The sequence below is a fragment of the Streptomyces sp. P13-3-3 genome, from assembly GCF_050571355.1.
In the GTDB taxonomy this organism is placed as follows: Bacteria; Actinomycetota; Actinomycetes; order Streptomycetales; family Streptomycetaceae; genus Streptomyces; species Streptomyces althioticus.
In genome coordinates this window covers 1,696,351-1,720,951 of sequence record NZ_CP192228.1, presented here as the reverse complement: position 1 = coordinate 1,720,951, position 24,601 = coordinate 1,696,351, and the positions used below count along the sequence as shown (strand labels likewise).

The following is a 24,601-nucleotide window of genomic DNA, read 5'->3' as shown; positions in this document are numbered from 1 at the left end:
GCTCGGGGCCGAGTGTTCGCCGCACCGGGGGCGCCCCCGCCGGGATCGCACCCGGACGTCACGATTAGGGTCGGCTGCCGGGCCCGGTCGACCCACACCCTTCGGCCACTGAAACTTCACATCGGAAGCGAGAATTCACCACCGTGACTGCTCTGACTCTCAGCACCGCCGCGGTCGCCGGCCTGCGCGCCGACGCGATCGTGATCGGTGTCGCCAAGGGCTCCGCGTCCAAGCCCGGAGGACCCGTCGTCGCTCCGGGCGCCGAGGCCGTGGACCAGGCGTACGACGGCAACCTGGCCGGTGTCCTGGAGACCCTCGGCGCGTCCGGTGCCGAGGGCGAGGTGACCAAGCTCCCCGCGCCCGCCGGCTTCAAGGCCCCGCTCGTTCTCGCGGTGGGCCTCGGCGCCCAGCCCCAGGAGGACTCCGGTTACGACGCCGAGGCGCTGCGCAAGGCGGCCGGTGTCGCCGCCCGCGCCCTCTCCGGCACGAAGAAGGCCGCGTTCGCGCTGCCCCTGACGGACGCCGCCGACGCCGCCGCGGTCGCCGAGGGCGTGCTGCTCGGCGCGTACTCCTTCGACGCCTACAAGGACCAGGGCGACGCGAAGAACGGCAAGAACGCCAAGGCCCCGCTCGGCGAGGCCGCGCTGCTCGGCGGCAAGCCCCGCGACAAGGCGTACAAGGCGGCCGTCGAGCGCGCCGTCGCCGTGTCCGAGGAGCTCAACCGCGCCCGCGACCTGATCAACACCCCGCCGAACGACCTCAACCCCGAGGCGTTCGCCGCGGTCGCGCAGACGGCGGCGAAGGAGCACGGCATCAAGGTGCAGGTGCTCGACGAGAAGGCCCTCGTCAAGGGCGGCTACGGCGGCATCCTCGGCGTCGGCGCCGGCTCCGCGTCCGGCCCGCGCCTGGTGAAGCTGTCGTACACCTCGTCCAAGGCGAAGAAGCACATCGCGCTGGTCGGCAAGGGCATCACCTACGACTCGGGCGGCATCTCGCTGAAGCCGGCCGGGCACAACGAGACGATGAAGTGCGACATGAGCGGCGCCGCCGCCGTGTTCGCCGCGGTCGTCGCCGCCGCGCGCCTGGGCCTCGAGGTCAACGTCACCGGCTGGCTCGCGCTCGCCGAGAACATGCCCTCCGGCTCCGCGACCCGCCCGGGCGACGTGCTGCGCATGTACAGCGGCAAGACCGTGGAGGTGCTCAACACCGACGCCGAGGGCCGGCTGGTCCTGGCGGACGCGCTGTGGGCGGCCTCGCAGGAGAAGCCGGACGCCGTCGTGGACGTGGCGACCCTGACCGGCGCCATGGTGCTGGCGCTGGGCAACCGCACCTTCGGCATCATGGCCAACGACGACGCCTTCCGCGCCCTGGTGCAGGAGGCCGCCGAGGAGGCGGGCGAGCCGGCCTGGCCGATGCCGCTGCCGGAGCACCTGCGCAAGGGCATGGAGTCGTCGACGGCCGACATCGCCAACATGGGCGAGCGGATGGGCGGCGGCCTGGTCGCCGGCCTGTTCCTGCGCGAGTTCGTCGGCGAGGGCATCACCTGGGCCCACCTCGACATCGCGGGCCCCGCCTTCAACGAGGGCGGCCCCTTCGGCTACACCCCCAAGGGCGGCACCGGTTCCGCGGTGCGGACCCTGGTGCGGCTCGCGGAGCGTGCCGCCGCGGGCGAGCTGAGCTGACGCGTCCTCGGGTGACGGGCCTCGTACGCGGGTGCGACGGGGCCCCGTCACCGGGGAGTGGGACGTCTCACACCACGGCCCGGCGTCTCGTACGGCCCCGACAAGTGCGAGGATAGGGCTCGGCAGGACAGGGCCCCACACAAGGGCCGAGAACATAGAGCGGCCGGACACCAGCCGCCGACCGGTCACTGGAGACCGGCGTGGCGCACATGCATGGAGGACGTGACGTGGCGAACGACGCCAGCACCGTTTTCGACCTAGTGATCCTCGGCGGTGGCAGCGGTGGGTACGCCGCGGCCCTGCGCGGGGCGCAGCTGGGCCTGGACGTCGCCCTGATCGAGAAGGGCAAGGTCGGCGGTACCTGCCTGCACAACGGATGCATCCCCACCAAGGCCCTGCTGCACGCGGGTGAGATCGCCGACCAGGCCCGCGAGAGCGAGCAGTTCGGTGTGAAGGCCACCTTCGAGGGCATCGACATCGCGGCCGTCCACAAGTACAAGGACGACGTGATCGCCGGCCTGTACAAGGGTCTTCAGGGGCTGATCGCCTCCCGCAAGATCACCTACATCGAGGGCGAGGGCCGGCTGTCCTCCCCCACCTCCGTCGACGTGAACGGCCAGCGCGTCCAGGGCCGCCACGTCCTGCTGGCGACCGGCTCCGTGCCGAAGTCGCTGCCGGGCCTGGAGATCGACGGCGACCGGATCATCTCCTCCGACCACGCCCTGGTCCTGGACCGCGTGCCCACGTCCGCGATCGTCCTGGGCGGCGGCGTCATCGGGGTCGAGTTCGCGTCCGCGTGGAAGTCCTTCGGCACCGACGTCACGGTCATCGAGGGCATGAAGCACCTCGTCCCGGTCGAGGACGAGAACAGCTCCAAGCTGCTCGAGCGCGCGTTCCGCAAGCGCGGCATCAAGTTCAACCTGGGCACCTTCTTCGAGAAGGCCGAGTACACCCAGGACGGCGTCAAGGTCACCCTGGCGGACGGCAAGACGTTCGAGGCCGAGATCCTGCTCGTCGCCGTCGGCCGCGGCCCGGTCTCGCAGGGCCTGGGCTACGAGGAGGCCGGGGTCGCCATGGACCGCGGCTACGTCCTGGTCGACGAGTACATGCGCACCAACGTCCCGACGATCTCGGCCGTCGGTGACCTCGTCCCGACGCTCCAGCTCGCGCACGTCGGCTTCGCCGAGGGCATCCTGGTGGCGGAGCGGCTGGCCGGTCTGAAGACCGTCCCGATCGACTACGACGGCGTCCCGCGGGTGACGTACTGCCACCCCGAGGTCGCCTCCGTCGGCATCACCGAGGCCAAGGCCAAGGAGATCTACGGTGCGGACAAGGTCGTCGCCCTGAAGTACAACCTCGCGGGCAACGGCAGGAGCAAGATCCTGAAGACCGCGGGCGAGATCAAGCTCGTCCAGGTCAAGGACGGTGCGGTGGTCGGCGTCCACATGGTCGGCGACCGTATGGGCGAGCAGGTCGGCGAGGCGCAGCTGATCTACAACTGGGAGGCGCTGCCGGCCGAGGTGGCCCAGCTCGTGCACGCCCACCCGACGCAGAACGAGGCGCTCGGCGAGGCCCACCTGGCCCTGGCCGGCAAGCCCCTCCACTCCCACGACTGAGCCCATCGGTCACCGGGCGCGACGACACAGACTTCCGCACTTCTAAGGAGCAACCGAAACCATGGCGGTTTCCGTAACCCTTCCGGCGCTCGGCGAGAGCGTCACCGAGGGCACTGTCACCCGCTGGCTGAAGGCCGAGGGCGAGCGCGTCGAGGCCGACGAGCCGCTGCTCGAGGTGTCGACCGACAAGGTCGACACCGAGATCCCGGCCCCTGCCTCCGGCGTGCTGTCCTCCATCAAGGTCGCCGAGGACGAGACGGTCGAGGTCGGCGCCGAGCTGGCCCTGATCGACGACGGCAGCGGCGCCCCCGCGGCCACCGAGGCCCCGGCCGCCGAGCAGGCCGCCCCGCCGGCCCCCGCGCCGGAGCCGCAGGCCCAGCCGTCCACCGAGCAGGCCGCCCCGGCCCCCGCCCCCACCGCCGAGGCCTCGGCCGGCGGCGGTTCCGCGCAGGGCACCGACGTGGTCCTGCCGGCGCTCGGCGAGTCCGTCACCGAGGGCACCGTCACCCGCTGGCTGAAGTCGGTGGGCGACACCGTCGAGGCCGACGAGCCGCTGCTCGAGGTGTCCACCGACAAGGTCGACACCGAGATCCCCGCCCCCGCGTCCGGCACCCTGCTGGAGATCGTGGTCGGCGAGGACGAGACCGCCGAGGTCGGCGCGAAGCTCGCCGTCATCGGCGAGGCCGGCGCCGCTCCGGCCGCCGCCCCCGCGCAGGAGGCCCCGGCCGCCCCGGCGCAGCCCGAGCCCGCCCCGGCGCCGGAGCCCACCCCGGCTCCCGCCCCGGCCGCTCCGGCTCCGGCTCCGGCTCCGCAGCAGGCCGCTCCGGCCCCGGCCGCCCCGGCGCCCGCTCCTGCTCCGGCGCCCGCGCCGGCCCCGCAGGCGCCCGCCACCCCGGCCCCGGCCGCCACCCCGGCCCCGGCCGCCGCCCCGGCCTCGGACGACGGCGCCTACGTGACCCCGCTGGTGCGCAAGCTCGCCGCCGAGAACGGCGTCGACCTGTCCACCGTCAAGGGCACCGGCGTCGGCGGCCGTATCCGCAAGCAGGACGTGCTCGCCGCCGCCGAGGCCGCGAAGGCCGCGGCTCCGGCCCCGGCCGCCGCTGCCGCCGCGCCCGCCGCGAAGAAGGCCCCCACCCTGGAGGCCTCCCCGCTGCGCGGCCAGACCGTGAAGATGCCGCGGATCCGCAAGGTCATCGGCGACAACATGGTCAAGGCCCTGCACGAGCAGGCCCAGCTGTCCTCGGTCGTCGAGGTCGACGTCACGCGTCTGATGAAGCTGCGCGCCCGGGCCAAGGACGCGTTCGCGGCGCGCGAGGGCGTCAAGCTCTCCCCGATGCCGTTCTTCGTCAAGGCCGCGGCCCAGGCGCTGAAGGCCCACGCGCCGATCAACGCCAAGATCAACGAGGCCGAGGGGACCATCACCTACTTCGACACCGAGAACATCGGTATCGCGGTGGACTCCGAGAAGGGCCTGATGACCCCGGTCATCAAGAACGCCGGCGACCTCAACATCGCCGGTATCGCCAAGGCCACGGCGGAGCTGGCGGGCAAGGTCCGCGGCAACAAGATCACCCCGGACGAGCTGTCCGGCGCGACCTTCACCATCTCCAACACCGGGTCGCGCGGCGCGCTCTTCGACACGATCATCGTGCCGCCGGGCCAGGTCGCGATCCTCGGCATCGGCGCCACGGTCAAGCGTCCGGCCATCGTGGAGACCGAGGACGGTCCCGTCATCGGCATCCGCGACATGACGTACCTGACCCTCTCCTACGACCACCGTCTGGTGGACGGCGCCGACGCGGCCCGTTACCTGACGGCGGTCAAGGCGATCCTGGAGGCGGGCGAGTTCGAGGTCGAGCTCGGTCTGTGAACCGGGCGGTGACCCCGGGCCGCTGATCCGGTCCCTCGGTGCCCCCGTCCGGAAGCCCACACGGCTTCCGGACGGGGGCACCGTCACATGGGGCGTGTAAGTCTCGTCTCACCTGGGCGAAAGCGCCCCCGCGCGCCCCACCCGGGCGGGCTCCCGGCCGTATTGTCTATTCGTCAAAGCCCCCCGGGGGCCCGCGGGCCCCGCTAAGGAGCCCGTCATGACCGCGCCCGTCGTCCACTCGCTGCGCGAGCAGATCCGCGAGCACATCCTGGAAGGGATCATCAGCGGGCGCTGGAAGCCGGGCGAGCGGATCGTGGAGCGGCGCATCGCGACCGAGCTGGAGGTCAGCCAGACGCCCGTGCGGGAGGCGCTGCGCGAGCTGGAGTCGCTGCGGCTGATCGAGTCGGCGCCGAACAAGGGCGTGCGGGTGCGGAACCTGACGGCGGCCGACCTGGAGGAGAGCTACCCGGTCCGGGCCGGCCTGGAGGCGATCGCGGCGGAGCTGGCGGCGGCGCGGCTGGCGGAGGACTGCTCGGCGCTGGAGCCGCACGTGTCCGCGCTGTACGAGGCGGACCGGATGTCCGACGGGACCGCGCAGGTGCGGCACACGGTGGGGTTCCACCGGGAGCTGGTGCGGGCGGCGGGGAACTCGGTGCTGCTGCACACGTGGGAGGGGCTGGGGATCGAGGTGTTCACGGCGCTGTCGATACGGTGGCTGGGGACGGTGCAGCAGTCCTACGCGGAGGAGCACGAGGAGCTGGTCGCGGCCTTCCGCCGCCGCGACCCGCGGATCGCGGAACTGGTCAAGTCCCATGTGCTCGGGTGCGCCCCGCGCGCCTGAGTGACCCTTTCGCGCAGTTCCCCGCGCCCCCTCAGGGGCGCGGGGAACTGCGCGACCAGCCACAGCCGACCCGCGGTCGCCACCCCGCCGCACCCCCCGTGCTCTTCCGCGCGACACGCCCCTCACCTGCGCAAACGCGCCGAAAACCCGTCACCGCGTGCCACCGCCGGAGGCACCGCGTGCCGACTTTCTCCGGATCACGCGATTTTGCCCCTCAACCCTTTGATCGATCATCGATCACGGAGTTATTGTCGCCTGCGGACTTCCACCGAAGTCCGCAGCCCTGTCCTGCCAAAGACAAAGGGCACCCCCGAACCCTTCTGAGGGCACCCCCTTCGACTGAGGAAGGCGGCGACATGACCGACCCCAACGCCATCCAGCCGAGCGAGCTCGACCAGCTCCCGGACCGCGACCCGGAGGAGACCGCCGAGTGGCAGGCCTCCCTGGACGCCGTGACCGCGGCGGCCGGGCCGCACCGTGCCGCGTACCTGATGCGGCGCACGCTGGAGCGTGCCGAGGGCGCCGGCGTCGCGCTGCCCAAGCTGCTCGAGACGGACTACGTCAACACGATCCCCACCGCGGCCGAGCCCGCGGTGGACGGCGACGAGGCGCTGGAGCAGCGCATCACCGCCTGGAACCGCTGGAACGCGGCGGCGATGGTGACCCGCGGCAGCAAGTACGGCGTGGGCGGCCACATCGCCACCTTCGCCTCGGCCGCGTGGCTCTACGAGACCGGCTTCAACCACTTCTTCCGCGGCAAGGAGGGGGACGGCTCCGGCGACCAGCTCTACATCCAGGGCCACGCCTCCCCCGGCATCTACGCCCGCGCGTTCCTCGACGGCCGGATCGGCGAGGAGCAGCTCGACAACTTCCGCCGTGAGGCGGGCGGCAACGGCCTGCCGTCCTACCCGCACCCGCGGCGTCTGCCCTGGCTGTGGGAGTTCCCCACCGTGTCGATGGGCCTCGGCCCGATCTCCGCGATCTACCAGGCGCGCTTCAACCGCTACCTGACCAGCCGCGGCATCAAGGACGTCTCCGACTCCCACGTGTGGGCGTTCCTCGGCGACGGCGAGATGGACGAGCCCGAGTCGACGACCGCGCTCACCCTCGCCTCCCGCGAGCAGCTGGACAACCTGACCTTCGTCGTCAACTGCAACCTGCAGCGCCTCGACGGCCCGGTCCGCGCCAACTTCAAGATCGTCCAGGAGCTGGAGGCCCAGTTCCGCGGCGCCGGCTGGAACGTGATCAAGACCCTGTGGGGCACCGCCTGGGACGAGCTGTTCCAGCTCGACACCACGGGCGCCCTGGTCCGCCGCCTCCGCGAGGTGCCGGACGCGCAGGTGCAGACGTACCAGACGCGCGACGCCGCCTACATCCGCGAGGACTTCTTCGGCAAGGACCCGGCGCTCGTCGAGATGGCGAAGCTGCTGAGCGACGACAAGATCCTCGAGTGCTTCCACCTCTCGCGCGGCGGCCACGAGTCCCGCAAGGTGTACGCCGCGTACAAGGCCGCGCTGTCCCACAAGGGCGCGCCGACCGTGATCCTGGCGCAGACCGTCAAGGGCCACACCCTCGGTGAGGGCTTCGCGTCGAAGAACGCCAACCACCAGATGAAGAAGCTGACGGTGGACGAGTTCAAGGCGATGCGCGACCGGCTCGAGCTGCCGATCCCGGACTCGCGGTTCGTCGACGGCGTGGTGCCCTACGTGCACCCGGGCGCCGACTCCCCCGAGGTCCGCTACCTCCAGGAGCGCCGTGCCGCCCTCGGCGGCCCCGCCCCGGCCCGCCGCGTGCACCCGGTCGCGCCGCTGCCGCAGCCGGCCGACAAGGCGTTCGCCGCGTTCGACAAGGGCTCCGGCTCGCAGAACGTGGCCACCACGATGGCGTTCGTCCGCCTCGTCAAGGACCTGGTCCGCGACAAGGAGACCGGCAAGCGCTGGGTGCCGATCGTCCCCGACGAGGCGCGCACCTTCGGCATGGAGAGCCTCTTCCCGTCCCTCGGCATCTACTCGCCGATGGGCCAGACGTACGAGCCGGTCGACCGTGACCAGCTGATGTACTACAAGGAAGCCAAGAACGGCCAGATCTTCAACGAGGGGATCACCGAGGCCGGCGCCATGGCCGAGTTCATCGCCGCGTCGACGTCGTACTCGACGCACGGCGAGACGATGATCCCGTTCTACATCTACTACTCGATGTTCGGCTGGCAGCGCACCGGCGACCAGATGTGGCAGCTCGGCGACCAGCTGGGCCGCGGCTTCCTGGTCGGCGCCACCGCGGGCCGCACCACGCTGACCGGCGAGGGCCTCCAGCACGCCGACGGCCACTCCCCCGTCATCGCGGCGACCAACCCGGCCGCCCTGACGTACGACCCGGCGTTCGCCTACGAGATCGCGGTCATCGTCAAGGAGGGTCTGCGCCGGATGTTCGGCGAGGCGAAGCCGGACGAGGACCAGAACGTCTTCTACTACCTGACGGTCTACAACGAGCCGCTGCCGCAGCCCGCGAAGCCGCAGGCGGCGGGCGTCGACGAGGGCATCGTCAAGGGCCTGTACCGCTTCAACACGGCGGAGTCCGCCGGCCTGTCGCCCGCCGCCAACGCCCCGCGCATCCAGCTGCTGGGCTCCGGCACGGCGATCCACTGGGCGCTGAAGGCGCAGGCGATGCTCGCCGAGGAGTGGGGCGTGTCCGCCGACGTGTGGTCCGCCACCTCGTGGACCGAGCTGCGCCGCGACGCGATGGAGGCCGACGAGGCCCTGCTCCGCGGCGAGGACCGGGTGCCGTACGTCCGGCAGGCGCTCCAGGGCGCCGAGGGCCCGGTGCTGGCGGTGTCCGACTACATGCGCCAGGTCCCGGACCAGATCGCGCAGTGGGTCGAGCAGGACTACTCCTCGCTGGGCGCCGACGGCTTCGGCCTGTCGGACACCCGTGAGGCGGCCCGCCGCCACTTCGGCGTGGACGCCGAGTCGATCGTCGTCGCGGCCCTGGCCCAGCTCGCCCGCCGCGGCGAGGTGAAGGCCACCGCGGTGAAGGAGGCCCGGGAGAAGTACGGCCTGTAGGGCAGGAGTTGCGGGAGGCCCCCGTCGTCACGCGCGTGCGCGTGGCGGCGGGGGCCTCTTGCATGATGGGCGCATGCGTGCTGCCCGGTTGATCAAGATGGTGTTGCTGCTGCAGTCCCGGCCCTCCATGACCGCCGCCGAGCTGGCCCGGGAGCTGGAGGTGTCGGAGCGTACGGTCACCCGTGACGCGCAGGCGCTGTCGGAGGCGGGCGTGCCGGTGTACGCGGACCGGGGGCGGATCGGCGGCTACCGGCTGGTCGGCGGGTACCGGACCCGGCTGACGGGGCTGGCGCGCGGCGAGGCGGAGGCGCTGTTCCTCTCCGGGGTGCCGGGCGCGCTGCGGGAGATGGGCCTGGAGGACGCGGCATCGGCGGCCCGGCTGAAGGTGTCCGCCGCGCTGCTGCCGTCGCTGCGGGACGCCTCGCGGACGGCCGCGCAGCGGTTCCACCTGGACGCGCCGAACTGGTTCCGGGAGCCCGAGACGCCGGAGCTGCTGCCGGCGGTGGCGGACGCGGTGTGGGACGACCGGCGGATCGGCGCCCGCTACCGGCGCGGGTCCGGGGAGCGGCGGCAGGAGGTGGAGCGGGAGCTGGAGCCGTACGGGCTCGTGCTGAAGGCGGGTGTCTGGTACCTGTGCGCGCGGGTCGCGGGGCGGGACTCCTTCCGGGTGTACCGGATCGACCGGTTCACGGCGGTGGAGCCGTGTGAGGAGCGGTTCGAGCGGGCGGAGGAGTTCGACCTGCCGGCGTTCTGGGAGGAGCGTGCGGAGCAGTTCGCGCGGTCGATCCTGCGGGCGGAGGTGGTGGTGCGGCTGTCGGCGGAGGGGGTGCGGAGGCTGCCGTACGCGGTGGACTCCGGCGTGGCGCGGGAGGTGCTGGAAGGGGTGGCCGCGCCCGGGGACGGGGAGTGGGTGACGGTGACGCTGCCCGTCGAGTCCGAGGAGGTGGCGCGGACGCAGTTGGCTTCGCTGGGGGCGGAGGCGGAGGTTGTGGAGCCGGACTCGTTGCGGGAGTTCTTCGCCTCCGAGGCGGAGAGGGTGGTGCGGTTGTACCGGGGGTGAGAGCAGGGTTTTTCGCCCCCTCCGCCCCTTTCCCTCCCGTCCCTGGGGGCTTCGCCCCCGGACCCCCTTTTGCGCAGTTCCCCGCGCCCCTGGGGGGTGAATGGGTCGATGCTTGTCTCGTGATGGACGAGACGGAGTTCTGGGCGTTGGTGGACGGGGCTCGGGAGGATGCCGAGGGGGATCCCGAGGAGCAGGCCGATCTGCTCGTGGAGCGGCTCGTGCTGCTGGACCCCGAGGCCGTGCTGGACTTCGCCCGTCACTTCGAGGCGCGCTACCAGCGCGCGTACCGCTGGGACCTGTGGGGCGCCGCGTGGGTGCTGCTGGACGGATGCAGCGACGACGCCTTCGACTTCTTCCGGTGCTGGCTCATCGGCCAGGGCCGTGAGGTGTTCGAGGGCGCGCTGCACGACCCGGACGCGCTCGCCGAGCTCCTCGACGACTTCGACGAGGAGGTCGACGGTGACGCCGAGGACCTGGGCTACGCGGCCGACGAGGCGTACGAGCAGCTCACCGGGCTGGTGATGCCCGACCTCGGCCTCCCTCCGGCTCCCGAGGAGCCGGAGGGCACGCCGCTCGACTTCGAGAACGAGGCGCTGCTCGCCGCGCGCTACCCGCGGCTGTGGGAGAGGTTCCGCGGGGACTGAGCCGCGGGCCGGGCGCCGGTCACAGGCGCCGGTGGGGGCTCTGCGCGTGGCGCAGGGGGGCCGCGTTGGCCTGCATGAGGGCGGAGGCCGTGGAGGCTGCGGGGCCGAGGACGACGGCCGCGGCGGCGCACAGGGCGGTCCAGGGGCGGCGCAGGGCGTCCGCCCAGGGGGTACTTCGGTCAGGGGTGTCGCTCATGGGCTCAGCTCTTCGTTCGGTGCGCCGTCTTCCAGATCGACGCGCTCTGTGTCGGTGCCGGTGTCCCGGTCGGTGCCGGTGCCGGCGTCGCGGCCCTGGACGCGGGCCGCGAGGTCTCTGATCTCCGGGAGCCGCGCGTGCAGGGCGGCGCCCGGGCAGTCGGTCATGTAGCCGTCGCTGTGCCCCGCGACGGCGGGCAGGGTGGCTGTGGTGCCGGCCGCGTAGCGGCTGCCGCCGTTGCTGGAGACCAGCCGCACCTCGGAACGGGGGTCGGTGCCGGAGGGGCCGAGTTTCCAGGCGGTCACGGCGGCGATCGCGCGCAGCATCTCGTCCGGCACCTCGACGCCCTCGGTGAAGGTGCCGAGGGCGGCGATGCCCGCGGTGCGGTGGTTGAAGCCCTGGGTGTGGGCGCCGGTGACGGGCCGGTCGGCGCCGCCGGCGCGGCCCTCGTAGACGGTGCCGCAGCGGTCGACGACGAAGTTGTAGCCGAGGTCGTCCCAGTCGCGGCCCTGGGTCTGTCCCTCGTACAGCGCCCGGAGGATGCCGGGGGCGTCGGCGCAGTCGTACCCGTTGGGCGAGTCGGTGTGGTGGATGAACACGGCGACGACCTGGTCGTCGTAGCGCGGCGGCGGCTGGTCGCGGGCCGCGTCGCCGAGCCATGCCGCGCGCGGCACGATGGCCGGCCGGGGGGCGTGGAAGGCGGGCACGGGGCGGGCGGCGGCCTGGGCGTCGGAGGACTCGGCGGCCCGTTCGACGCCGTAGGCGCTCAGCACCAGCGCGACGGCCGCGGCCGCGCCCGGCACGAAGCCGAGGGGCACGGTGACCGTTCTCGGCAGCCGCGTGGAGCCGGGTTCGCCGGGTATCCGGGCCGGGCGGGGCTTCCGCGCGCCGCGCGGTCTCCTGGGGACACGCATGGTCTCACTGTGGGGCGGGCCGCGGCGGCACGCGACGTCTGCTCCGCCAGTCGGTGGACGGCCGGTGGAACCATCGTCCCGGTGCGTGACGTTTTCCCCAGTGCACGCGCGCCTCGCGGGCCGCTCCCCCGCATCCGGCCGGCGTGTGGCTGATCACGTGGCCCCCGGGCCCCGTACTGAGGGTCGTGGTCCCGAGAGAAAGGCGGCGTGCGTGGATCTGCTCGACATCCTGCTGATGCTGGTCGTCCTGGCCTATGCGGCGTCCGGTTACCGGCGCGGACTGGTGGCCGGCTGTGTGTCCCTGGCCGGTTTCGTGGGCGGCGCGGTCGTCGGCGTGTGGATCCTGCCGTGGGTGATGGACCTGGTGACGCCGGGGACCACACGGGCGACGGTGACCGCGGTGTTCACGGTGCTGCTGCCGGCCGTCGTGGGGCACGAGCTGGCGGGGCGGCTGGGGCTGCGACTGCGCCGGGAGCTGGACCGCGGCCCGCTGCGGGTGGCGGACGGGGTCGGCGGGGCCGCGGCGAACGCGGTGGCGGTGCTGATCGTGGCGTGGGTGGCGGCGAGCGTGCTGGGCGCGTCCTCGTCGCCGCTGGTGACGTCGGCGATCCGGGACTCGCGGCTGCTGGGCGCGGTGCAGGACGCGATGCCGGACACCACGCCGGCCTGGTTCTCGCGGGCGACGTCGGCGCTGACCGAGGCGGGTTTCCCGCAGGTGTTCAACCCGTTCGAGAACGAGTCGACCGCCGAGGTCGCCGCGCCGACCGGGGACAACGTGACGGCGGCCGCCACCCGCGCGGCGCAGCGCAGCACGGTGAAGGTGGAGGGCGTGGCCGGCACGCAGGGCCGCGAGGGCAGCGGGTTCGTGTACGCGCGGGAGCACGTGATGACGAACGCGCACGTGGTGGCGGGCATCGACGAGCCGACCGTCCGGGTGGGCGGCGTCGGGCGGACGTACGAGGCGCGGGTGGTGCTGTTCGACGCGCAGACCGACGTGGCCGTGCTGTACGTGCCGGACCTGACGGCGCCGGTGCTGGCGTTCGACGACGACGCGGAGCGGGGCGCGGCGGCGGTGGTGGCGGGCTATCCGCAGGACGGCGACCTGAACCTCCAGGCGGCGACGGTCGCGGCGCGGGTGCAGGCGCGCGGGCAGAACATCTACAACGACGCGCCGGTCACCCGGGAGATCTACTCGATCCGCTCCACGGTCCGCCCGGGCAACTCGGGCGGACCGCTGCTGACCACCGAGGGGCGGGTGTTCGGCGTGGTGTTCGCGCGTTCCACGTCGGACGCGGAGACGGGGTACGTGCTGACGGCGGACGAGGTGGCCGACGAGGCCGCGCGGGCGGCCACGGCGACCGATCCGGTGGACACGGGGCAGCCGGTGACGTCGTAGCGGGAGCCGCGGCTCGGAGGAGGCTGCGCCCCATCAGGACGTCGTCCACGTAGCGCCCGCCGACGTGGAACTCGCCGGGCAGCACGCCCTCCACGGCGAAGCCCTCGGACGTGTACAGGGTGCGGGCGACGGTGTTGGGGCCGAGGACCCGCAGGGTGATCCGGCGGGCTCCCCGGCGGCGGGCCACCTCGACGGCGGCCCGCACCAGGGCGCGGCCGGCGCCCTTGCCGCGCGCCTCTTCGGCGACGACCAGGCCGCAGATCTGCAGCACGTGCGCGTTGGTCTCCAGGGGCGAGGCCGGCAGGAGCCGGACGTAGCCCACGACGCGTCCGTCGTCCTCGGCGACGAGGTGGGCGTCCGGGCCGCACGCCGGGCGGAAGAAGGGATCGTCGGGTGCGGGCGGTGCGGGCCGCACCTCGAACAGCGGCGACCAGGACTCGCGGTCCAGACGGGCCAGGACGCCCTCGTCGTCGGGGCGGGCGGGGCGTACGAGCGGTTCCGGCATGCGCGTCACTCTAGGACTCCACCTGCCGTCCTCACCGTGAATATCCGCGCGTCCGGGGCAGGATGGGAGCCATGGAACATGCGCGGATCGCGGTGGCCGGGGCGTCCGGACTGATCGGCTCTGCCCTGGCGCGGTCGCTGACGGCGGACGGGCACACGGTGCTGCGGCTGGTGCGCCGGGAACCCCGGTCGGCGGACGAGGTCCGCTGGGACCCCGGCCGCGGGACCGTGGACGCGGCGGGACTCGCCGGGTGCGACGCGGTGGTGAACCTGGCGGGCGCCGGGGTCGGCGACCGGCGCTGGACCGACGCGTACAAGGAGCTGATCCGCTCCAGCCGGGTGCGGGGCACGACGGCTCTCGCCGAGGCGGTCGCCGGGCTGCCCGAGGACGCCCGGCCCCGGGTGTTCCTGAACGGCAGCGCGATCGGCTACTACGGCGAGACCGGCGACCGCGCGGTGGACGAGGACGCGCCCGCGGGCGAGGGGTTCCTGCCCGAGGTGTGCGTGGCGTGGGAGGCCGCCGCGGCGCCTGCCAGGGAGGCGGGCGTGCGGACGGTGTTCGCGCGCACGGGGCTCGTGGTGGCGCCCGGGGGCGGGGCGTGGGGGCGGATGTTCCCGCTGTTCCGGGCCGGTCTGGGCGGGCGGCTCGGGAACGGGCGGCAGTACTGGTCGTACATCGCGCTGCACGACGAGGTGGCGGCGCTGCGGCATCTGCTGGACACGGACGGGCTGTCGGGGCCGTTCAACCTGACGGCGCCCGAGCCGCTGACGAACCGTGAGATCACCGCGGCGATGGCGCACGTGCTGCGGCGTCCCGCCGTGGTCGCGGTGCCGGCACCGGTGCTGCGGGCGGTGCTCGGCGGGATGGCGGGGGACGTGCTGGGCAGCGCGCGGGTGGTTCCGGCGCGGCTGCTGGCGTCCGGTTTCCGGTTCGCGTTCCCCCGGATCGAGGGGGCGATCAGGGCGGCGCTGTAGGGGGCGGGGGGCGAGGGCGGCGGGCGACCTCTTCTGATCCCTCTGCGACCGCGCCCTGTCCACCGGGGGCGCGTATGCGACCGTCGTGCGCCCGTGCACTGTGCGTGCGCGCCTGACCCGGCAGCAGAGTACGGACCTAACCTCGAGCCGAACTCGGGTATCCCTGGGGCCTGTTGAGGGCATGACGTCTCCAGCGCCCGCGCAACCTCGAGGAGGGGCACGTGCTAGAGCCCACGTACCAGGCGGACGTCGTCGTCGTGGGAGCCGGGGTGGCCGGACTCTCCGCGGCACGACGACTGACCAGCGCAGGAGTCTCCACCGTCGTCCTGGAGGCCGCCCATGAGGTGGGCGGCCGGACGGCGACCGAGAAGATCGACGGCTTCCGCCTCGACAGAGTCGGCCGGCTGCTGTCCACGGCCTGCGCCGAACTGCACGTCACCCCGGGGCTGGAGGACCTGGTGCTGCGGCCGTTCGCGCCCGGTGTCCTGCTGTACGGCGACGGGCGACATCATCGCGCGGGCGTACAGCCCGGCTACCGGCGCGCACGTGGCGCACGGAGCGCGAGGGGCGCACTTCACGCGGTGCGCGCCCTGGCGAGTGCCCCCCTGCCGGGGCCGCGCAGGCCGGTCGCCGTGCCCGGGCGGCAGGTGTCCGTGCCCCGCAACCGGGGCGGCGCCCCGCTGGGCACGGCGCTGGACCAGGCGCGGCTGGGCGCCGCGCTGAACCGGCTGGCGGGCACGTCGGTGGAGCGGCTGCTGGCCCGCCCGGAGACGACCGCCGCCGAGGCGCTGCACGGCCGGGGGCTGCCCGCCCGCACCGTCGACGGCTTCCTGCGTCCGCTGCTCGCCGCCCTGTTGTGCGACCCGGAGCTCACCACGTCCAGCAGGTCGGCGGACCTCGCGCTGCGGGACTTCGCGAGCGGGCGGCTGTGCCTGCCGGAGGGCGGGGCGGAGGCGCTGCCGCAGCTGCTGGCGCGGTCGCTGCCGCCGGGCACGGTGCGCACGGGTGTGCGGGTCACCTCGGTCTCGACGACCTCGGTGACCACCGCGGAGCACGGGGAGTTCCGGTGCGCTGCCGTGCTGGTCGCGACCGGCGCGCGGGACGCGGCGGAGCTGCTGCCGGGGCTGCGGGTGCCGGACTTCCACCCGGTGACGGTGGTGCACCACACCACCGACGAACCACCGGGCACGGACACCTCGCTGCTGCTGGACGCGGACCGGGGCGGGCCCGTGGCGCACACGGCGGTCGTCAGCGCGGTCGACCCGTCCCGCGCCCCGTCCGGCCGCACCCTGGTGACCTCCACGGTCCTCGGCCCGGCCGCGGCCGACACCGACACGGCCGTGCGGGCGCACCTGGCGCGGCTGTACGGGGTGGCGACGACGCGCTGGGAGACGCTGGCGGTACGTCACACCGCGGACGCGGTCCCGGCGATGCGCCCGCCGCACGACCTGCACCGTCCGGTGCGGCTCCTGGCCGGCCTGTACGTGTGCGGCGACCACCGCGACAGCGGGGCGGTGGCGGGTGCTCTCCGCTCCGCGGACCGCGCGGCCACGGCGATTTTGGCCGATCTGGGTGTGGCCCGGCCGATGCACACGGCGGACCCCCTGCCCACGGCCCGAGCGGCCTGACCCCCTCGGTCCGGCACCCGCCGACGGTGAGAACACCCTCGGCGGGTGCCTTCCAACACGGCCCGCCGGGTGCGGGCCGTCCGTGGCTTGTCGCGCAGTTCCCCGCGCCCCCAGCAGCCTGCGGGCAGTCGTGCCGCTGGGGCGGCACGGGTGGGCGCAGGCAGCACCCTGTCAGCGCCAGGTGCGCGAACACCCGCCGGGCGCGTGACACCGGGTGCGGGCCGTCCGTGGCCGGTCGCGCAGTTCCCCGCGCCCCTCAGGGCGCCGCAGCTGCGGGCAGTCGTGGCAGGCCGCACCCTGCCGACGCCAGGCGCGCGAACGCCCGCCAACTGCGGGCCGTGAGTGGCCGGTCGCGCAGTTCCCCGCGCCCCTTAGGGGCGCGGCAGCTGCGGGCATGGGAAGCGCCGAGGTGCGCGACACCCCGCGCCCCTCACGCGAACGTGGTCGCCACCCTGTCCCGGTACGTGCGTACGGGCCCCGCGTCCCGGTACGGCTCCAGCCGCCGCTCGAAGTCCCGCACGTACTCCACCGCCCGCACCGACCGCATCTCCCCCGCCTGCGCGGCAGCCTCCGCCGCCAGCTGGCACGCCTGGTCCAGTTCCCCCAGCCCGAGCCGCGCGGTGGCGAGGACGACCCGGCAGAACAGCCGGCTGCGCGCGTACCCCGGCGCCCGCAACTGCAGCGACCGCTCCGCGTGCTGAGCGGCCGCCCGGAACTGCTGCAGGTCCCGGTGGCAGTGCCCGAACTCGTCGGCCAGCTGGGCCTCGTCGAAGAACCGCGCCCAGTGCGGCACCTCGTCCCCCGGCCGCGCCGCGTCCAGCGAGCGTTCCGCGCGGACCAGCGCGGCCGTGCAGGCGCGCACCTCGCCCAGCACCCCGTGACCGCGCGCCTCGGCGGCGTGCAGCAGTGACTGGACGGCGGGCGGGGCGGAGCTGCCCATGCCCTGCTGGGCGACCCGGGCGAGCTGTACGGCCTCCCGCCCGTGGCCGAGGTAGACGGCCTGGCGGCTCATGGTGACCAGCACGTACGCCCCGTACGCCCGGTCGCCGGCCGCCTGCGCCAGCCGCAGCGCCTGGACGAAGTACCGCTGGGCAAGCCCGTGCGCGGCGATGTCGAACGCGGTCCAGCCGGCCAGCCGGGTCAGGTCGGCCGCGGCGGCGAACAGCCGGCGGCCCGTCTGCTCGCCGTAGGTGCCGCGCAGCATAGGCTCCAGCTCGTGCTCCAGGTAGCGCACGAGGGCCTGGCGGGCGTGGCCGCCGCCGTACGCGTCGTCGAGGGTGCGGAACAGCTCGCCGACGGAGCGCAGCGCCGCGATGTCGCCGCCGGTGACCCGGTAGCCGGGCGCGCGGTCGGCCGTCCCGCGCCGGCGGGCGGCGATCTCGGCGGGCGTCACGGGCCGTACCGGCGGGCGGCCCTGGGCGGGCACCCGGACCGGCTCGGCGCGGGCGACCTTCTCGTCGGGCCGTCCGATCAGCCAGTCGCGGCTGGGCACCACGAGGCCCGCCGAGGTGAACGCGATCTTCCGCAGCTCGGCGTGGCTGCCGGAGTCCTTGCGCCACAGCCCGCTGACGATGTCGACGGCCTCCTCGGGGGTGGCAGCGAACTCCAGTCCCGCGTAGACGGGCGCGCAGGCGTCCAGTCCGAGGTCCTGGGCGGTGAGCCGGCGGCCGAGGCGCCGGGTGAAGACCTCGGCGATGAGCGCGGGGGTCGTCCCGCGCGGCTGCTGTCCGCGCAGCCAGCGGGTGACGGAGGTCTTGTCGTATCTCAGGTCGAGCCCGTGTTCGAGACCGAGCTGGTCCACGCGACGGGCGAGTCCCGCGTTGGAGAACCCCGCTTCTGCGATGAGCGCGGCGAGCTGTCGGTTGGGGGTGCGCTGCGCGGGTCGTTCCGTCATCTGCGGTGCGGTCTCCTGCCTTCCGGCTGGTGGTCTGTCCGGATTGCCTGTGAGCAGCCCTTATGGCCTCGTGGTCGGCGCGAATGTAGCGGAGAGTGAGCACCCGATCGCAGAGATCAACAGGCATTCATCCGATCGTGTGAGGATTGGTCCGAAGCTGACGACTGAGGGCGCACAGCACTGGCGACGACCGACAGCCGGAGGTCCGTCGAACGGTCGTACAGTGGCGTGGGCGCGTTTCGCGCCTGACGACCTTCGAGGGAGGCGTTTGCCGTGGGTGAGTTGCGGTTCGTCCGGATGGGCTTCGGTGACGAGGCGGTGGACTACCAGGTGGCCTGGGACGAACAGCGCCGGGTGCACGCCGCGCGGTTCGCCGACGAGGTGCCCGACACCGTGATCCTGCTGGAGCACCCGCCCGTCTACACCGCCGGGCGGCGCACCGAGGCCAGCGAGCGGCCCCTCGACGGCACCCCCGTCATCGACGTGGACCGCGGCGGCAAGATCACCTGGCACGGTCCCGGCCAGCTGGTGGGCTACCCCATCCAGAAGCTGCCCCGCCCGGTGGACGTGGTCGCGCACGTCCGGCGCCTGGAGGAGGCCCTGATCCGCACCTGCGCGGAGTTCGGCCTGGAGACCACCCGGGTCGAGGGCCGCAGCGGCGTGTGGGTGCTGGGCGACCCGGTCGAGCAGCGCCCCTCCCTCGGCGGGCTCTCCCTGGACTTCGACCCCCGGCTGCAGGACGAGGAGTTCGACCCCCGGCTCAACGGCCCGGAGTACGCGCCGTCGAACGCCGGCCAGCGCCGCGAGGACCGCAAGATCGCCGCCATCGGCATCCGGGTCGCCAAGGGCGTCACCATGCACGGCTTCGCGCTGAACGTGAACCCCGACAACAAGTGGTTCGACAAGATCATCCCGTGCGGCATCCGGGACGCGGGCGTCGCCTCCCTGGCGAACGAGCTGGGGCGCGACGTCACGATCGAGGAGGTGCTGCCCGTCGTGGAGCGCCACCTGAAGGACGTACTGGAGAACGCCGATCTGAGGCCGCGCGCGGTCGAGAAGGCCCCGGTGGCCGCCACCGCGTCCGGCGTCTGAGGGCCGTCCGGGCTTTCACATCCACGGGCGTACGCTTGAGACGCCGAAGAATCAATCGCTAGGAGCCGGTCGTGTCCGCAGTCGCACCCGACGGACGCAAGATGCTGCGCCTGGAGGTCCGCAACAGCCAGACCCCCATCGAGCGCAAGCCCGAGTGGATCAAGACCCGGGCGAAAATGGGCCCCGAGTACTCCAAGATGCAGAACCTGGTCAAGAGCGAGGGTCTGCACACCGTCTGCCAGGAAGCCGGCTGCCCCAACATCTACGAGTGCTGGGAGGACCGCGAGGCGACCTTCCTCATCGGCGGCGACCAGTGCACCCGGCGCTGCGACTTCTGCCAGATCGACACCGGCAAGCCCGAGGCCCTGGACCGGGACGAGCCGCGCCGCGTCGGCGAATCGGTCGTCACGATGGACCTGAACTACGCCACCATCACCGGCGTCGCCCGCGACGACCTGGAGGACGGCGGCGCCTGGCTGTACGCGGAGACCGTGCGCCAGATCCACGCGCAGACCGCGGACCGCGCCGAGGGCCGCACCAAGGTCGAGCTGCTGGCCCCCGACTTCAACGCCGTCCCCGAGCAGCTCGCGGAGGTCTTCTCCTCCCGCCCCGAGGTGTTCGCGCACAACGTGGAGACGGTCCCCCGGATCTTCAAGCGGATCCGCCCCGGCTTCCGCTACGAGCGCTCCCTGAAGGTCATCACCGAGGCCCGCGACTTCGGCCTGGTCACCAAGTCCAACCTGATCCTCGGCATGGGCGAGACCCGCGAGGAGGTCAGCGAGGCGCTGAAGCAGCTGCACGACGCGGGCTGCGAACTGGTCACCATCACCCAGTACCTGCGCCCCTCCGTGCGCCACCACCCCGTGGAGCGCTGGGTGAAGCCGCACGAGTTCGTGGAGCTGAAGGAGGAGGCCGAGCAGATCGGCTTCTCCGGTGTGATGTCCGGGCCGCTGGTCCGCTCCTCGTACCGCGCCGGCCGGCTGTACCGGATGGCGATCGAGAAGCGGGGCGCGTTCGTCGCCTCGCAGGCGGTCTGAGAAGACACCACCGCGCACGGCGCGGGGCCTGCCCCGCTCCCCCGCCGTCACGCTGTGAATTCACGCACAAGGCCCTACCGGCGGGTAGTGGCCGAGAGAACGCGGTCCCGGCCGTCCTCCCAGTTGAGGGCACAGGCCGGGGCCGCGTCGGCGTTCCGGTCCCCGGCGCGAAGGCTTCATGCCTGTTTGACCGGTCGGTCACGTCCTGGTAACACCAGGCAGTGACCCTGGTATCACCGCACGCCACCACCGCCCGCCGGCATCGAGGGAGACCGTCACCATGCAGGCCGCGCCCGTCCGCGCCACCGCCATCCCGTCCCTCACCACCGCCCTGCGCGCCGTCGAGTCCCTGCTGATGAGCGGCGGCCAGCGCACCGCGCGGCGCAACGCCTGGACGTCCGTGCTGGAGGACCGCCGCCGCGCCAAGGACCGGGTCGAGGCACAGCGCGTCCTCGACCAGACCCTGATCGCCCGCCCCTGAGCCCGGCCGCTCCGGGCCCACCCCGGCACTGCCGTCGAACGCGCTCCGCGGGACACGTAGACTTCATGCCATGGCGAGGAAGGAAACCGCAGCGGACGCTGCGAACCCCGGGCGACTGAAGCAGATCGCCCTGACCTACAAGATGACCCGCAGGGCCGACAAGAAGATCGGTCTTGTACTCGCGGCTGTCGGAATCGTCACCTTCGGTGTCTTCCTCGCGATCGGTTTCTTGATCGGGCACCCCATCTATCTCGGCCTCCTGGGCTTCCTGCTCGCCTTCCTCGCGACGGCGATCGTGTTCGGCCGCCGTGCCGAACGGGCGGCCTTCGGACAGATGGAGGGACAGCCGGGCGCCGCCGCGGCCGTGCTCGACAACATCGGCCGGGGCTGGACGACGACCCCCGCGGTCGCGATGAACCGCAACCAGGACGTGGTGCACCGCGCGGTCGGCAAGGCCGGCATCGTGCTGATCGCCGAGGGCAACCCGAACCGGGTGAAGAGCCTGCTGGCCGCCGAGAAGAAGAAGATGAACCGCATCGTCGCGGACGTGCCCGTGCACGACCTGATCGTGGGCACCGGCGAGGGCCAGGTGGAGCTGAAGAAGCTCCGCACCACCATGCTGAAGCTGCCGCGCGTCCTCACCGGCCCGCAGGTCACCGCGACCAACGACCGGCTGCGCGCGCTGGGCGACCTGATGAGCAACATGCCGCTGCCGAAGGGGCCGATGCCGAAGGGCATGAAGCTGCCGAAGGGCGGCGGTCAGCGGGGCCGCTGAGACCCGCGGGACCCGACACGACGAGGACGGGGCGCCGGAATCCACATTCCGGCGCCCCGTCCTCGTCGTGTCGGGGCGTGTGCGCGGGCCGGGTCAGACGCGGACCTCGACCGTGCGGGCCAGCCGGTCGTGCAGGCCGCGGCCGTCGCGGTCCCAGACGAGCGCGGGGATCGCGAGGCACAGCAGCACCGAGCGCAGCAGACCGCGCAGCGGCTGGACCGTGCCAGTGTCGAGGGCGACCACACGCAGTCCGAAGAGCCGCTTGCCGGGTGTGAAGCCGATGGTGCCGACGGTGAGCACGCTCAGCACCAGGAACACCAGCAGCGCCCAGTTGCCGGTGCGGGCGTCGTAGCCGTCGGTGAACAGACCGTATGCGATCAGGAGGCACAGGCCCCAGTCCACGGCGAGGGCGCCGATCCTGCGGCCCGGGCGGGCGATCGAGCCCGGTCCCTGCTCCGGCAGCCCCAGCTGCTCACCCCGGTAACCGAAGTCGGCACCGGCCTCTTCCATGGCCGCGCGCGGTCCGGACAGCCATGATCCGATTGCTTGCCTGTTGTCCACCCGTCCACGGTACTGCGACCGGATATGACCGGGAGACGGCGGGGTGTGCCGGAGCTACCGTGGAAGAGGCGCCGGTTAACTTGTGCGAAACAAACGGGTCACGCCCGAGAAATGACCCGTCCCTAGGGTCGAGTGCAGCGTGTGCCCCCCGCACTGGCCGCACGAACGATCTACCACCCCGGCGGGACGGTCGGGAGTAGGAGGAGCTGGATGTTCCAGAACGCCGACGAGGCCAAGAAGTTCATCGCGGACGAGGACGTCAAGTTCATCGACGTCCGCTTCTGCGACCTGCCGGGTGTGATGCAGCACTTCACGATCCCGGCGTCGGCCTTCGACCCGGCCGAGGAGCTCGCCTTCGACGGCTCCTCGATCCGCGGCTTCCAGGCCATCCACGAGTCCGACATGGCGCTGCTGCCCGACCTGTCCACCGCGCGGGTCGACCCCTTCCGCCGTGACAAGACGGTCAACATCAACTTCTTCATCCACGACCCGATCACGGGCGAGCAGTACTCCCGTGACCCGCGGAACGTGGCGAAGAAGGCGGAGGCGTACCTGGCCTCCACCGGCATCGCCGACACCGCGTTCTTCGGCCCCGAGGCCGAGTTCTACGTGTTCGACAGCGTGCGTTTCAAGACCTCGGAGAACGAGTCCTTCTACCACATCGACTCCGAGGCGGGCGCCTGGAACACCGGTGCGCTGGAGGACAACCGCGGTTACAAGGTCCGCTACAAGGGCGGCTACTTCCCGGTCCCGCCGGTCGACCACTTCGCCGACCTGCGCGCCGAGATCTCCCTGGAGCTGGAGCGGTCCGGCCTGCAGGTCGAGCGCCAGCACCACGAGGTGGGCACCGCCGGCCAGGCCGAGATCAACTACAAGTTCAACACGCTGCTCGCGGCCGCCGACGACCTGCAGCTCTTCAAGTACATCGTGAAGAACGTGGCCTGGCGCAACGGCAAGACCGCGACCTTCATGCCCAAGCCGATCTTCGGTGACAACGGCTCCGGCATGCACGTCCACCAGTCGCTGTGGGCGGGCGGCGAGCCCCTCTTCTACGACGAGCAGGGCTACGCCGGCCTGTCGGACACCGCCCGCTACTACATCGGCGGCATCCTCAGGCACGCGCCGTCGCTGCTGGCCTTCACCAACCCGACGGTGAACTCGTACCACCGTCTGGTGCCGGGCTTCGAGGCGCCGATCAACCTGGTGTACTCGCAGCGCAACCGCTCCGCGGCCATGCGTATCCCGATCACCGGCTCGAACCCGAAGGCCAAGCGCGTCGAGTTCCGCGCGCCCGACTCCTCCGGCAACCCGTACCTGGCCTTCTCGGCGCTGCTGCTGGCCGGCCTGGACGGCATCAAGAACAAGATCGAGCCGGCCGAGCCGATCGACAAGGACCTCTACGAGCTGGCTCCCGAGGAGCACGCCAACGTGGCCCAGGTCCCGACCTCCCTCGGCGCGGTCCTGGACCGCCTCGAGGCCGACCACGAGTTCCTCCTCCAGGGCGACGTCTTCACGCCGGACCTGATCGAGACGTGGATCGACTACAAGCGCCAGAACGAGATCGCCCCGCTCCAGCTCCGCCCGCACCCGCACGAGTTCGAGCTGTACTTCGACGTGTGACAGCGCCCCAGGTCGGAGCGGGTGACCGCTCCCCTGGGCCGTCTGTGGGCCGTCGGCCGTGCTCTTCCCACCGGGGAGGGGCACGGCCGACGGCCTTTCGGTCTGCCGGAGGCCGTTCTTCGACGCTTTTCGACGCTGCAGTGAGCGGGCAGACGCCGGTCCATGACGAATCGTCGACGCACGGCGTCCGCTGCCCGGCGGCTCACGGCGGCGGCCTACGTGGCCGGTGTGTACGGGCTCGGTGCGGTGGTGTGGCACTGGGTGAGGGGGAAGTCGTGGGGTGACTCGCTCGCGTTCGCGTCGACGCTGACGGTGAGCGTCCTGGTGAGCGCGTGGCTCTCCGCCGCCGTCCGGCGGAGAGCCGGTCGGGGCGACGGCTGACGCCCCGACGTCGCGGTGCTTCCCCGGACCGTGTCCGGAATGCTTTCCTCCGGGCCGGTGGGGAGGGATCCTGGGGGTGACACGGTTGTTCGAGAGAAAGTCACGGGGATGTCCGAGCGGGACGACGAGGAGCGCGAGTTCGATCTGCGGTGGGCGGACGGGGCCGCGCACAAGGAGCCCTCGGCCCGCGCGCGGATGCTGGCCGCCCGCTGGAAGGAGAACCCTCCCGGACCGGTGCCGTTCCGCGCCGAACCCGAGCACCGGGGGCGGCCGTCGGTGCGCCGCCCGTGGGTGTCGACGGTGCTGGTGCTCGGCTGTGTCGTCGCGGTGATCCTGCTGCTCGGGTACGCCGGCGTCGGCCCGTACTGACACGGC

At 72.8% G+C, this 24,601-nt stretch carries 21 protein-coding genes and 1 pseudogene; 17 read left to right on the top strand and 5 right to left on the bottom strand.

The features are described from left to right. The first annotated feature begins 143 nt into the window (after positions 1-143). From ACQZOG_RS07760 to ACQZOG_RS07730, 7 genes are all read left to right on the top strand, one after another. Complete coding sequence (locus tag ACQZOG_RS07760) at positions 144-1,682, top strand: leucyl aminopeptidase (protein ID WP_033272924.1); 1,539 nt, start codon at positions 144-146, stop codon at positions 1,680-1,682. Between the two features lie 227 nt (positions 1,683-1,909). Beyond that, positions 1,910-3,298, top strand: a complete 1,389-nt coding sequence (gene lpdA / locus ACQZOG_RS07755) for a dihydrolipoyl dehydrogenase (protein ID WP_033272923.1) — start codon at positions 1,910-1,912, stop codon at positions 3,296-3,298. A 61-nt stretch (positions 3,299-3,359) separates the two neighbouring features. Next, positions 3,360-5,168 carry a 2-oxoglutarate dehydrogenase, E2 component, dihydrolipoamide succinyltransferase gene (gene sucB, locus ACQZOG_RS07750; protein WP_430741397.1) on the top strand — a complete coding sequence of 603 codons (1,809 nt, stop codon included), beginning with the start codon at positions 3,360-3,362 and terminating at the stop codon, positions 5,166-5,168. A gap of 217 nt (positions 5,169-5,385) precedes the next feature. Further along, positions 5,386-6,009 (top strand): GntR family transcriptional regulator, encoded by a 624-nt coding sequence (locus ACQZOG_RS07745; RefSeq protein ID WP_033272921.1) that lies wholly within the window; start codon positions 5,386-5,388, stop codon positions 6,007-6,009. A gap of 356 nt (positions 6,010-6,365) precedes the next feature. Then, entirely contained in the window at positions 6,366-9,068 is a 2,703-nt protein-coding gene (gene aceE / locus ACQZOG_RS07740; protein ID WP_033272920.1) for a pyruvate dehydrogenase (acetyl-transferring), homodimeric type, read from the top strand. A 73-nt stretch (positions 9,069-9,141) separates the two neighbouring features. Beyond that, on the top strand, positions 9,142-10,128 hold the full coding sequence (locus ACQZOG_RS07735) for a helix-turn-helix transcriptional regulator (protein ID WP_261674912.1): 987 nt from the start codon (positions 9,142-9,144) through the stop codon (positions 10,126-10,128). Positions 10,129-10,250: 122 nt separating this feature from the next. Continuing rightward, positions 10,251-10,772 carry a DUF4240 domain-containing protein gene (locus tag ACQZOG_RS07730; RefSeq protein WP_033272918.1) on the top strand — a complete coding sequence of 174 codons (522 nt, stop codon included), beginning with the start codon at positions 10,251-10,253 and terminating at the stop codon, positions 10,770-10,772. Between the two features lie 19 nt (positions 10,773-10,791). On the opposite strand, the gene ACQZOG_RS07725 is transcribed toward ACQZOG_RS07730, so the two are convergent. Further along, the gene (locus tag ACQZOG_RS07725) at positions 10,792-10,968 is read right to left on the bottom strand and encodes a hypothetical protein (RefSeq protein WP_167338179.1); all 177 of its coding nucleotides are present in this window, start codon (positions 10,966-10,968) and stop codon (positions 10,792-10,794) included. After that, entirely contained in the window at positions 10,965-11,786 is an 822-nt protein-coding gene (locus ACQZOG_RS07720) for a peptidoglycan recognition protein family protein (RefSeq protein ID WP_033272917.1), read from the bottom strand. Before ACQZOG_RS07720 ends, ACQZOG_RS07725 begins: the two co-directional genes overlap by 4 nt. Positions 11,787-12,093: 307 nt before the next feature. Between ACQZOG_RS07720 and ACQZOG_RS07715 the strand changes: the two genes are divergently transcribed. Next, positions 12,094-13,278: a MarP family serine protease gene (locus ACQZOG_RS07715; protein WP_033272916.1), complete on the top strand. Its 1,185-nt coding sequence runs from the start codon at positions 12,094-12,096 to the stop codon at positions 13,276-13,278. 16 nt (positions 13,279-13,294) lie between these two features. Here ACQZOG_RS07715 and ACQZOG_RS07710 read toward each other — a convergent pair. Continuing rightward, positions 13,295-13,783, bottom strand: a pseudogene (locus ACQZOG_RS07710) (N-acetyltransferase family protein); the annotation flags it as partial. A gap of 71 nt (positions 13,784-13,854) precedes the next feature. Between ACQZOG_RS07710 and ACQZOG_RS07705 the strand changes: the two are divergent. Both ACQZOG_RS07705 and ACQZOG_RS07700 read left to right on the top strand, forming a co-directional pair. Further along, entirely contained in the window at positions 13,855-14,757 is a 903-nt protein-coding gene (locus tag ACQZOG_RS07705; protein WP_037639166.1) for a TIGR01777 family oxidoreductase, read from the top strand. A 221-nt stretch (positions 14,758-14,978) separates the two neighbouring features. Further along, positions 14,979-16,385, top strand: coding sequence for an NAD(P)/FAD-dependent oxidoreductase (locus ACQZOG_RS07700; RefSeq protein ID WP_382002764.1), 1,407 nt, complete (start codon positions 14,979-14,981; stop codon positions 16,383-16,385). A gap of 430 nt (positions 16,386-16,815) precedes the next feature. Here the strand turns inward: ACQZOG_RS07700 and ACQZOG_RS07695 are convergent, their stop codons facing one another. Then, positions 16,816-18,279 (bottom strand): regulator, encoded by a 1,464-nt coding sequence (locus ACQZOG_RS07695; RefSeq protein ID WP_351032229.1) that lies wholly within the window; start codon positions 18,277-18,279, stop codon positions 16,816-16,818. 273 nt (positions 18,280-18,552) lie between these two features. Here ACQZOG_RS07695 and lipB point away from each other — a divergent pair, with 273 nt between their 5' ends. From lipB to ACQZOG_RS07675, 4 genes are all read left to right on the top strand, one after another. Beyond that, positions 18,553-19,371 (top strand): lipoyl(octanoyl) transferase LipB, encoded by an 819-nt coding sequence (gene lipB, locus ACQZOG_RS07690; RefSeq protein ID WP_033272911.1) that lies wholly within the window; start codon positions 18,553-18,555, stop codon positions 19,369-19,371. A gap of 71 nt (positions 19,372-19,442) precedes the next feature. Then, the gene (gene lipA / locus ACQZOG_RS07685) at positions 19,443-20,408 is read left to right on the top strand and encodes a lipoyl synthase (protein WP_033272910.1); all 966 of its coding nucleotides are present in this window, start codon (positions 19,443-19,445) and stop codon (positions 20,406-20,408) included. 280 nt (positions 20,409-20,688) lie between these two features. After that, positions 20,689-20,889: an SCO2195 family GlnR-regulated protein gene (locus ACQZOG_RS07680; protein WP_033272909.1), complete on the top strand. Its 201-nt coding sequence runs from the start codon at positions 20,689-20,691 to the stop codon at positions 20,887-20,889. 70 nt (positions 20,890-20,959) lie between these two features. Next, positions 20,960-21,664 (top strand): DUF4191 domain-containing protein, encoded by a 705-nt coding sequence (locus ACQZOG_RS07675; protein ID WP_033272908.1) that lies wholly within the window; start codon positions 20,960-20,962, stop codon positions 21,662-21,664. Positions 21,665-21,757: 93 nt separating this feature from the next. Here ACQZOG_RS07675 and ACQZOG_RS07670 read toward each other — a convergent pair whose 3' ends face one another. Continuing rightward, the gene (locus tag ACQZOG_RS07670; RefSeq protein WP_033272907.1) at positions 21,758-22,225 is read right to left on the bottom strand and encodes an RDD family protein; all 468 of its coding nucleotides are present in this window, start codon (positions 22,223-22,225) and stop codon (positions 21,758-21,760) included. Between the two features lie 210 nt (positions 22,226-22,435). On the opposite strand from ACQZOG_RS07670, the gene glnA reads away from it, so the two are divergent. The 3 genes from glnA (at position 22,436) to ACQZOG_RS07655 (ending at position 24,595) form a co-directional block, all read left to right on the top strand. Further along, positions 22,436-23,845: a type I glutamate--ammonia ligase gene (gene glnA / locus ACQZOG_RS07665; protein WP_033272906.1), complete on the top strand. Its 1,410-nt coding sequence runs from the start codon at positions 22,436-22,438 to the stop codon at positions 23,843-23,845. 162 nt (positions 23,846-24,007) lie between these two features. Then, a complete protein-coding gene (locus tag ACQZOG_RS07660; protein WP_163091718.1) occupies positions 24,008-24,226 on the top strand; it encodes a hypothetical protein in 219 nt (72 codons plus the stop codon). Positions 24,227-24,334: 108 nt separating this feature from the next. Then, the gene (locus ACQZOG_RS07655) at positions 24,335-24,595 is read left to right on the top strand and encodes a hypothetical protein (protein WP_033272904.1); all 261 of its coding nucleotides are present in this window, start codon (positions 24,335-24,337) and stop codon (positions 24,593-24,595) included. The last annotated feature ends 6 nt before the right edge of the window (positions 24,596-24,601 follow it).

Coding starts and splice junctions, on each gene's coding strand:
- sucB (WP_430741397.1), top strand. CDS start 3,360: ATGGCGGTTTCCGTAACCCTTCCGGCGCTCGGCGAGAGCGTCACCGAG.
- ACQZOG_RS07745 (WP_033272921.1), top strand. CDS start 5,386: ATGACCGCGCCCGTCGTCCACTCGCTGCGCGAGCAGATCCGCGAGCAC.
- aceE (WP_033272920.1), top strand. CDS start 6,366: ATGACCGACCCCAACGCCATCCAGCCGAGCGAGCTCGACCAGCTCCCG.
- ACQZOG_RS07735 (WP_261674912.1), top strand. CDS start 9,142: ATGCGTGCTGCCCGGTTGATCAAGATGGTGTTGCTGCTGCAGTCCCGG.
- ACQZOG_RS07730 (WP_033272918.1), top strand. CDS start 10,251: ATGGACGAGACGGAGTTCTGGGCGTTGGTGGACGGGGCTCGGGAGGAT.
- ACQZOG_RS07725 (WP_167338179.1), bottom strand. CDS start 10,968: ATGAGCGACACCCCTGACCGAAGTACCCCCTGGGCGGACGCCCTGCGC.
- ACQZOG_RS07705 (WP_037639166.1), top strand. CDS start 13,855: ATGGAACATGCGCGGATCGCGGTGGCCGGGGCGTCCGGACTGATCGGC.
- ACQZOG_RS07695 (WP_351032229.1), bottom strand. CDS start 18,279: ATGACGGAACGACCCGCGCAGCGCACCCCCAACCGACAGCTCGCCGCG.
- ACQZOG_RS07680 (WP_033272909.1), top strand. CDS start 20,689: ATGCAGGCCGCGCCCGTCCGCGCCACCGCCATCCCGTCCCTCACCACC.
- ACQZOG_RS07675 (WP_033272908.1), top strand. CDS start 20,960: ATGGCGAGGAAGGAAACCGCAGCGGACGCTGCGAACCCCGGGCGACTG.
- glnA (WP_033272906.1), top strand. CDS start 22,436: ATGTTCCAGAACGCCGACGAGGCCAAGAAGTTCATCGCGGACGAGGAC.
- ACQZOG_RS07660 (WP_163091718.1), top strand. CDS start 24,008: ATGACGAATCGTCGACGCACGGCGTCCGCTGCCCGGCGGCTCACGGCG.
- ACQZOG_RS07655 (WP_033272904.1), top strand. CDS start 24,335: ATGTCCGAGCGGGACGACGAGGAGCGCGAGTTCGATCTGCGGTGGGCG.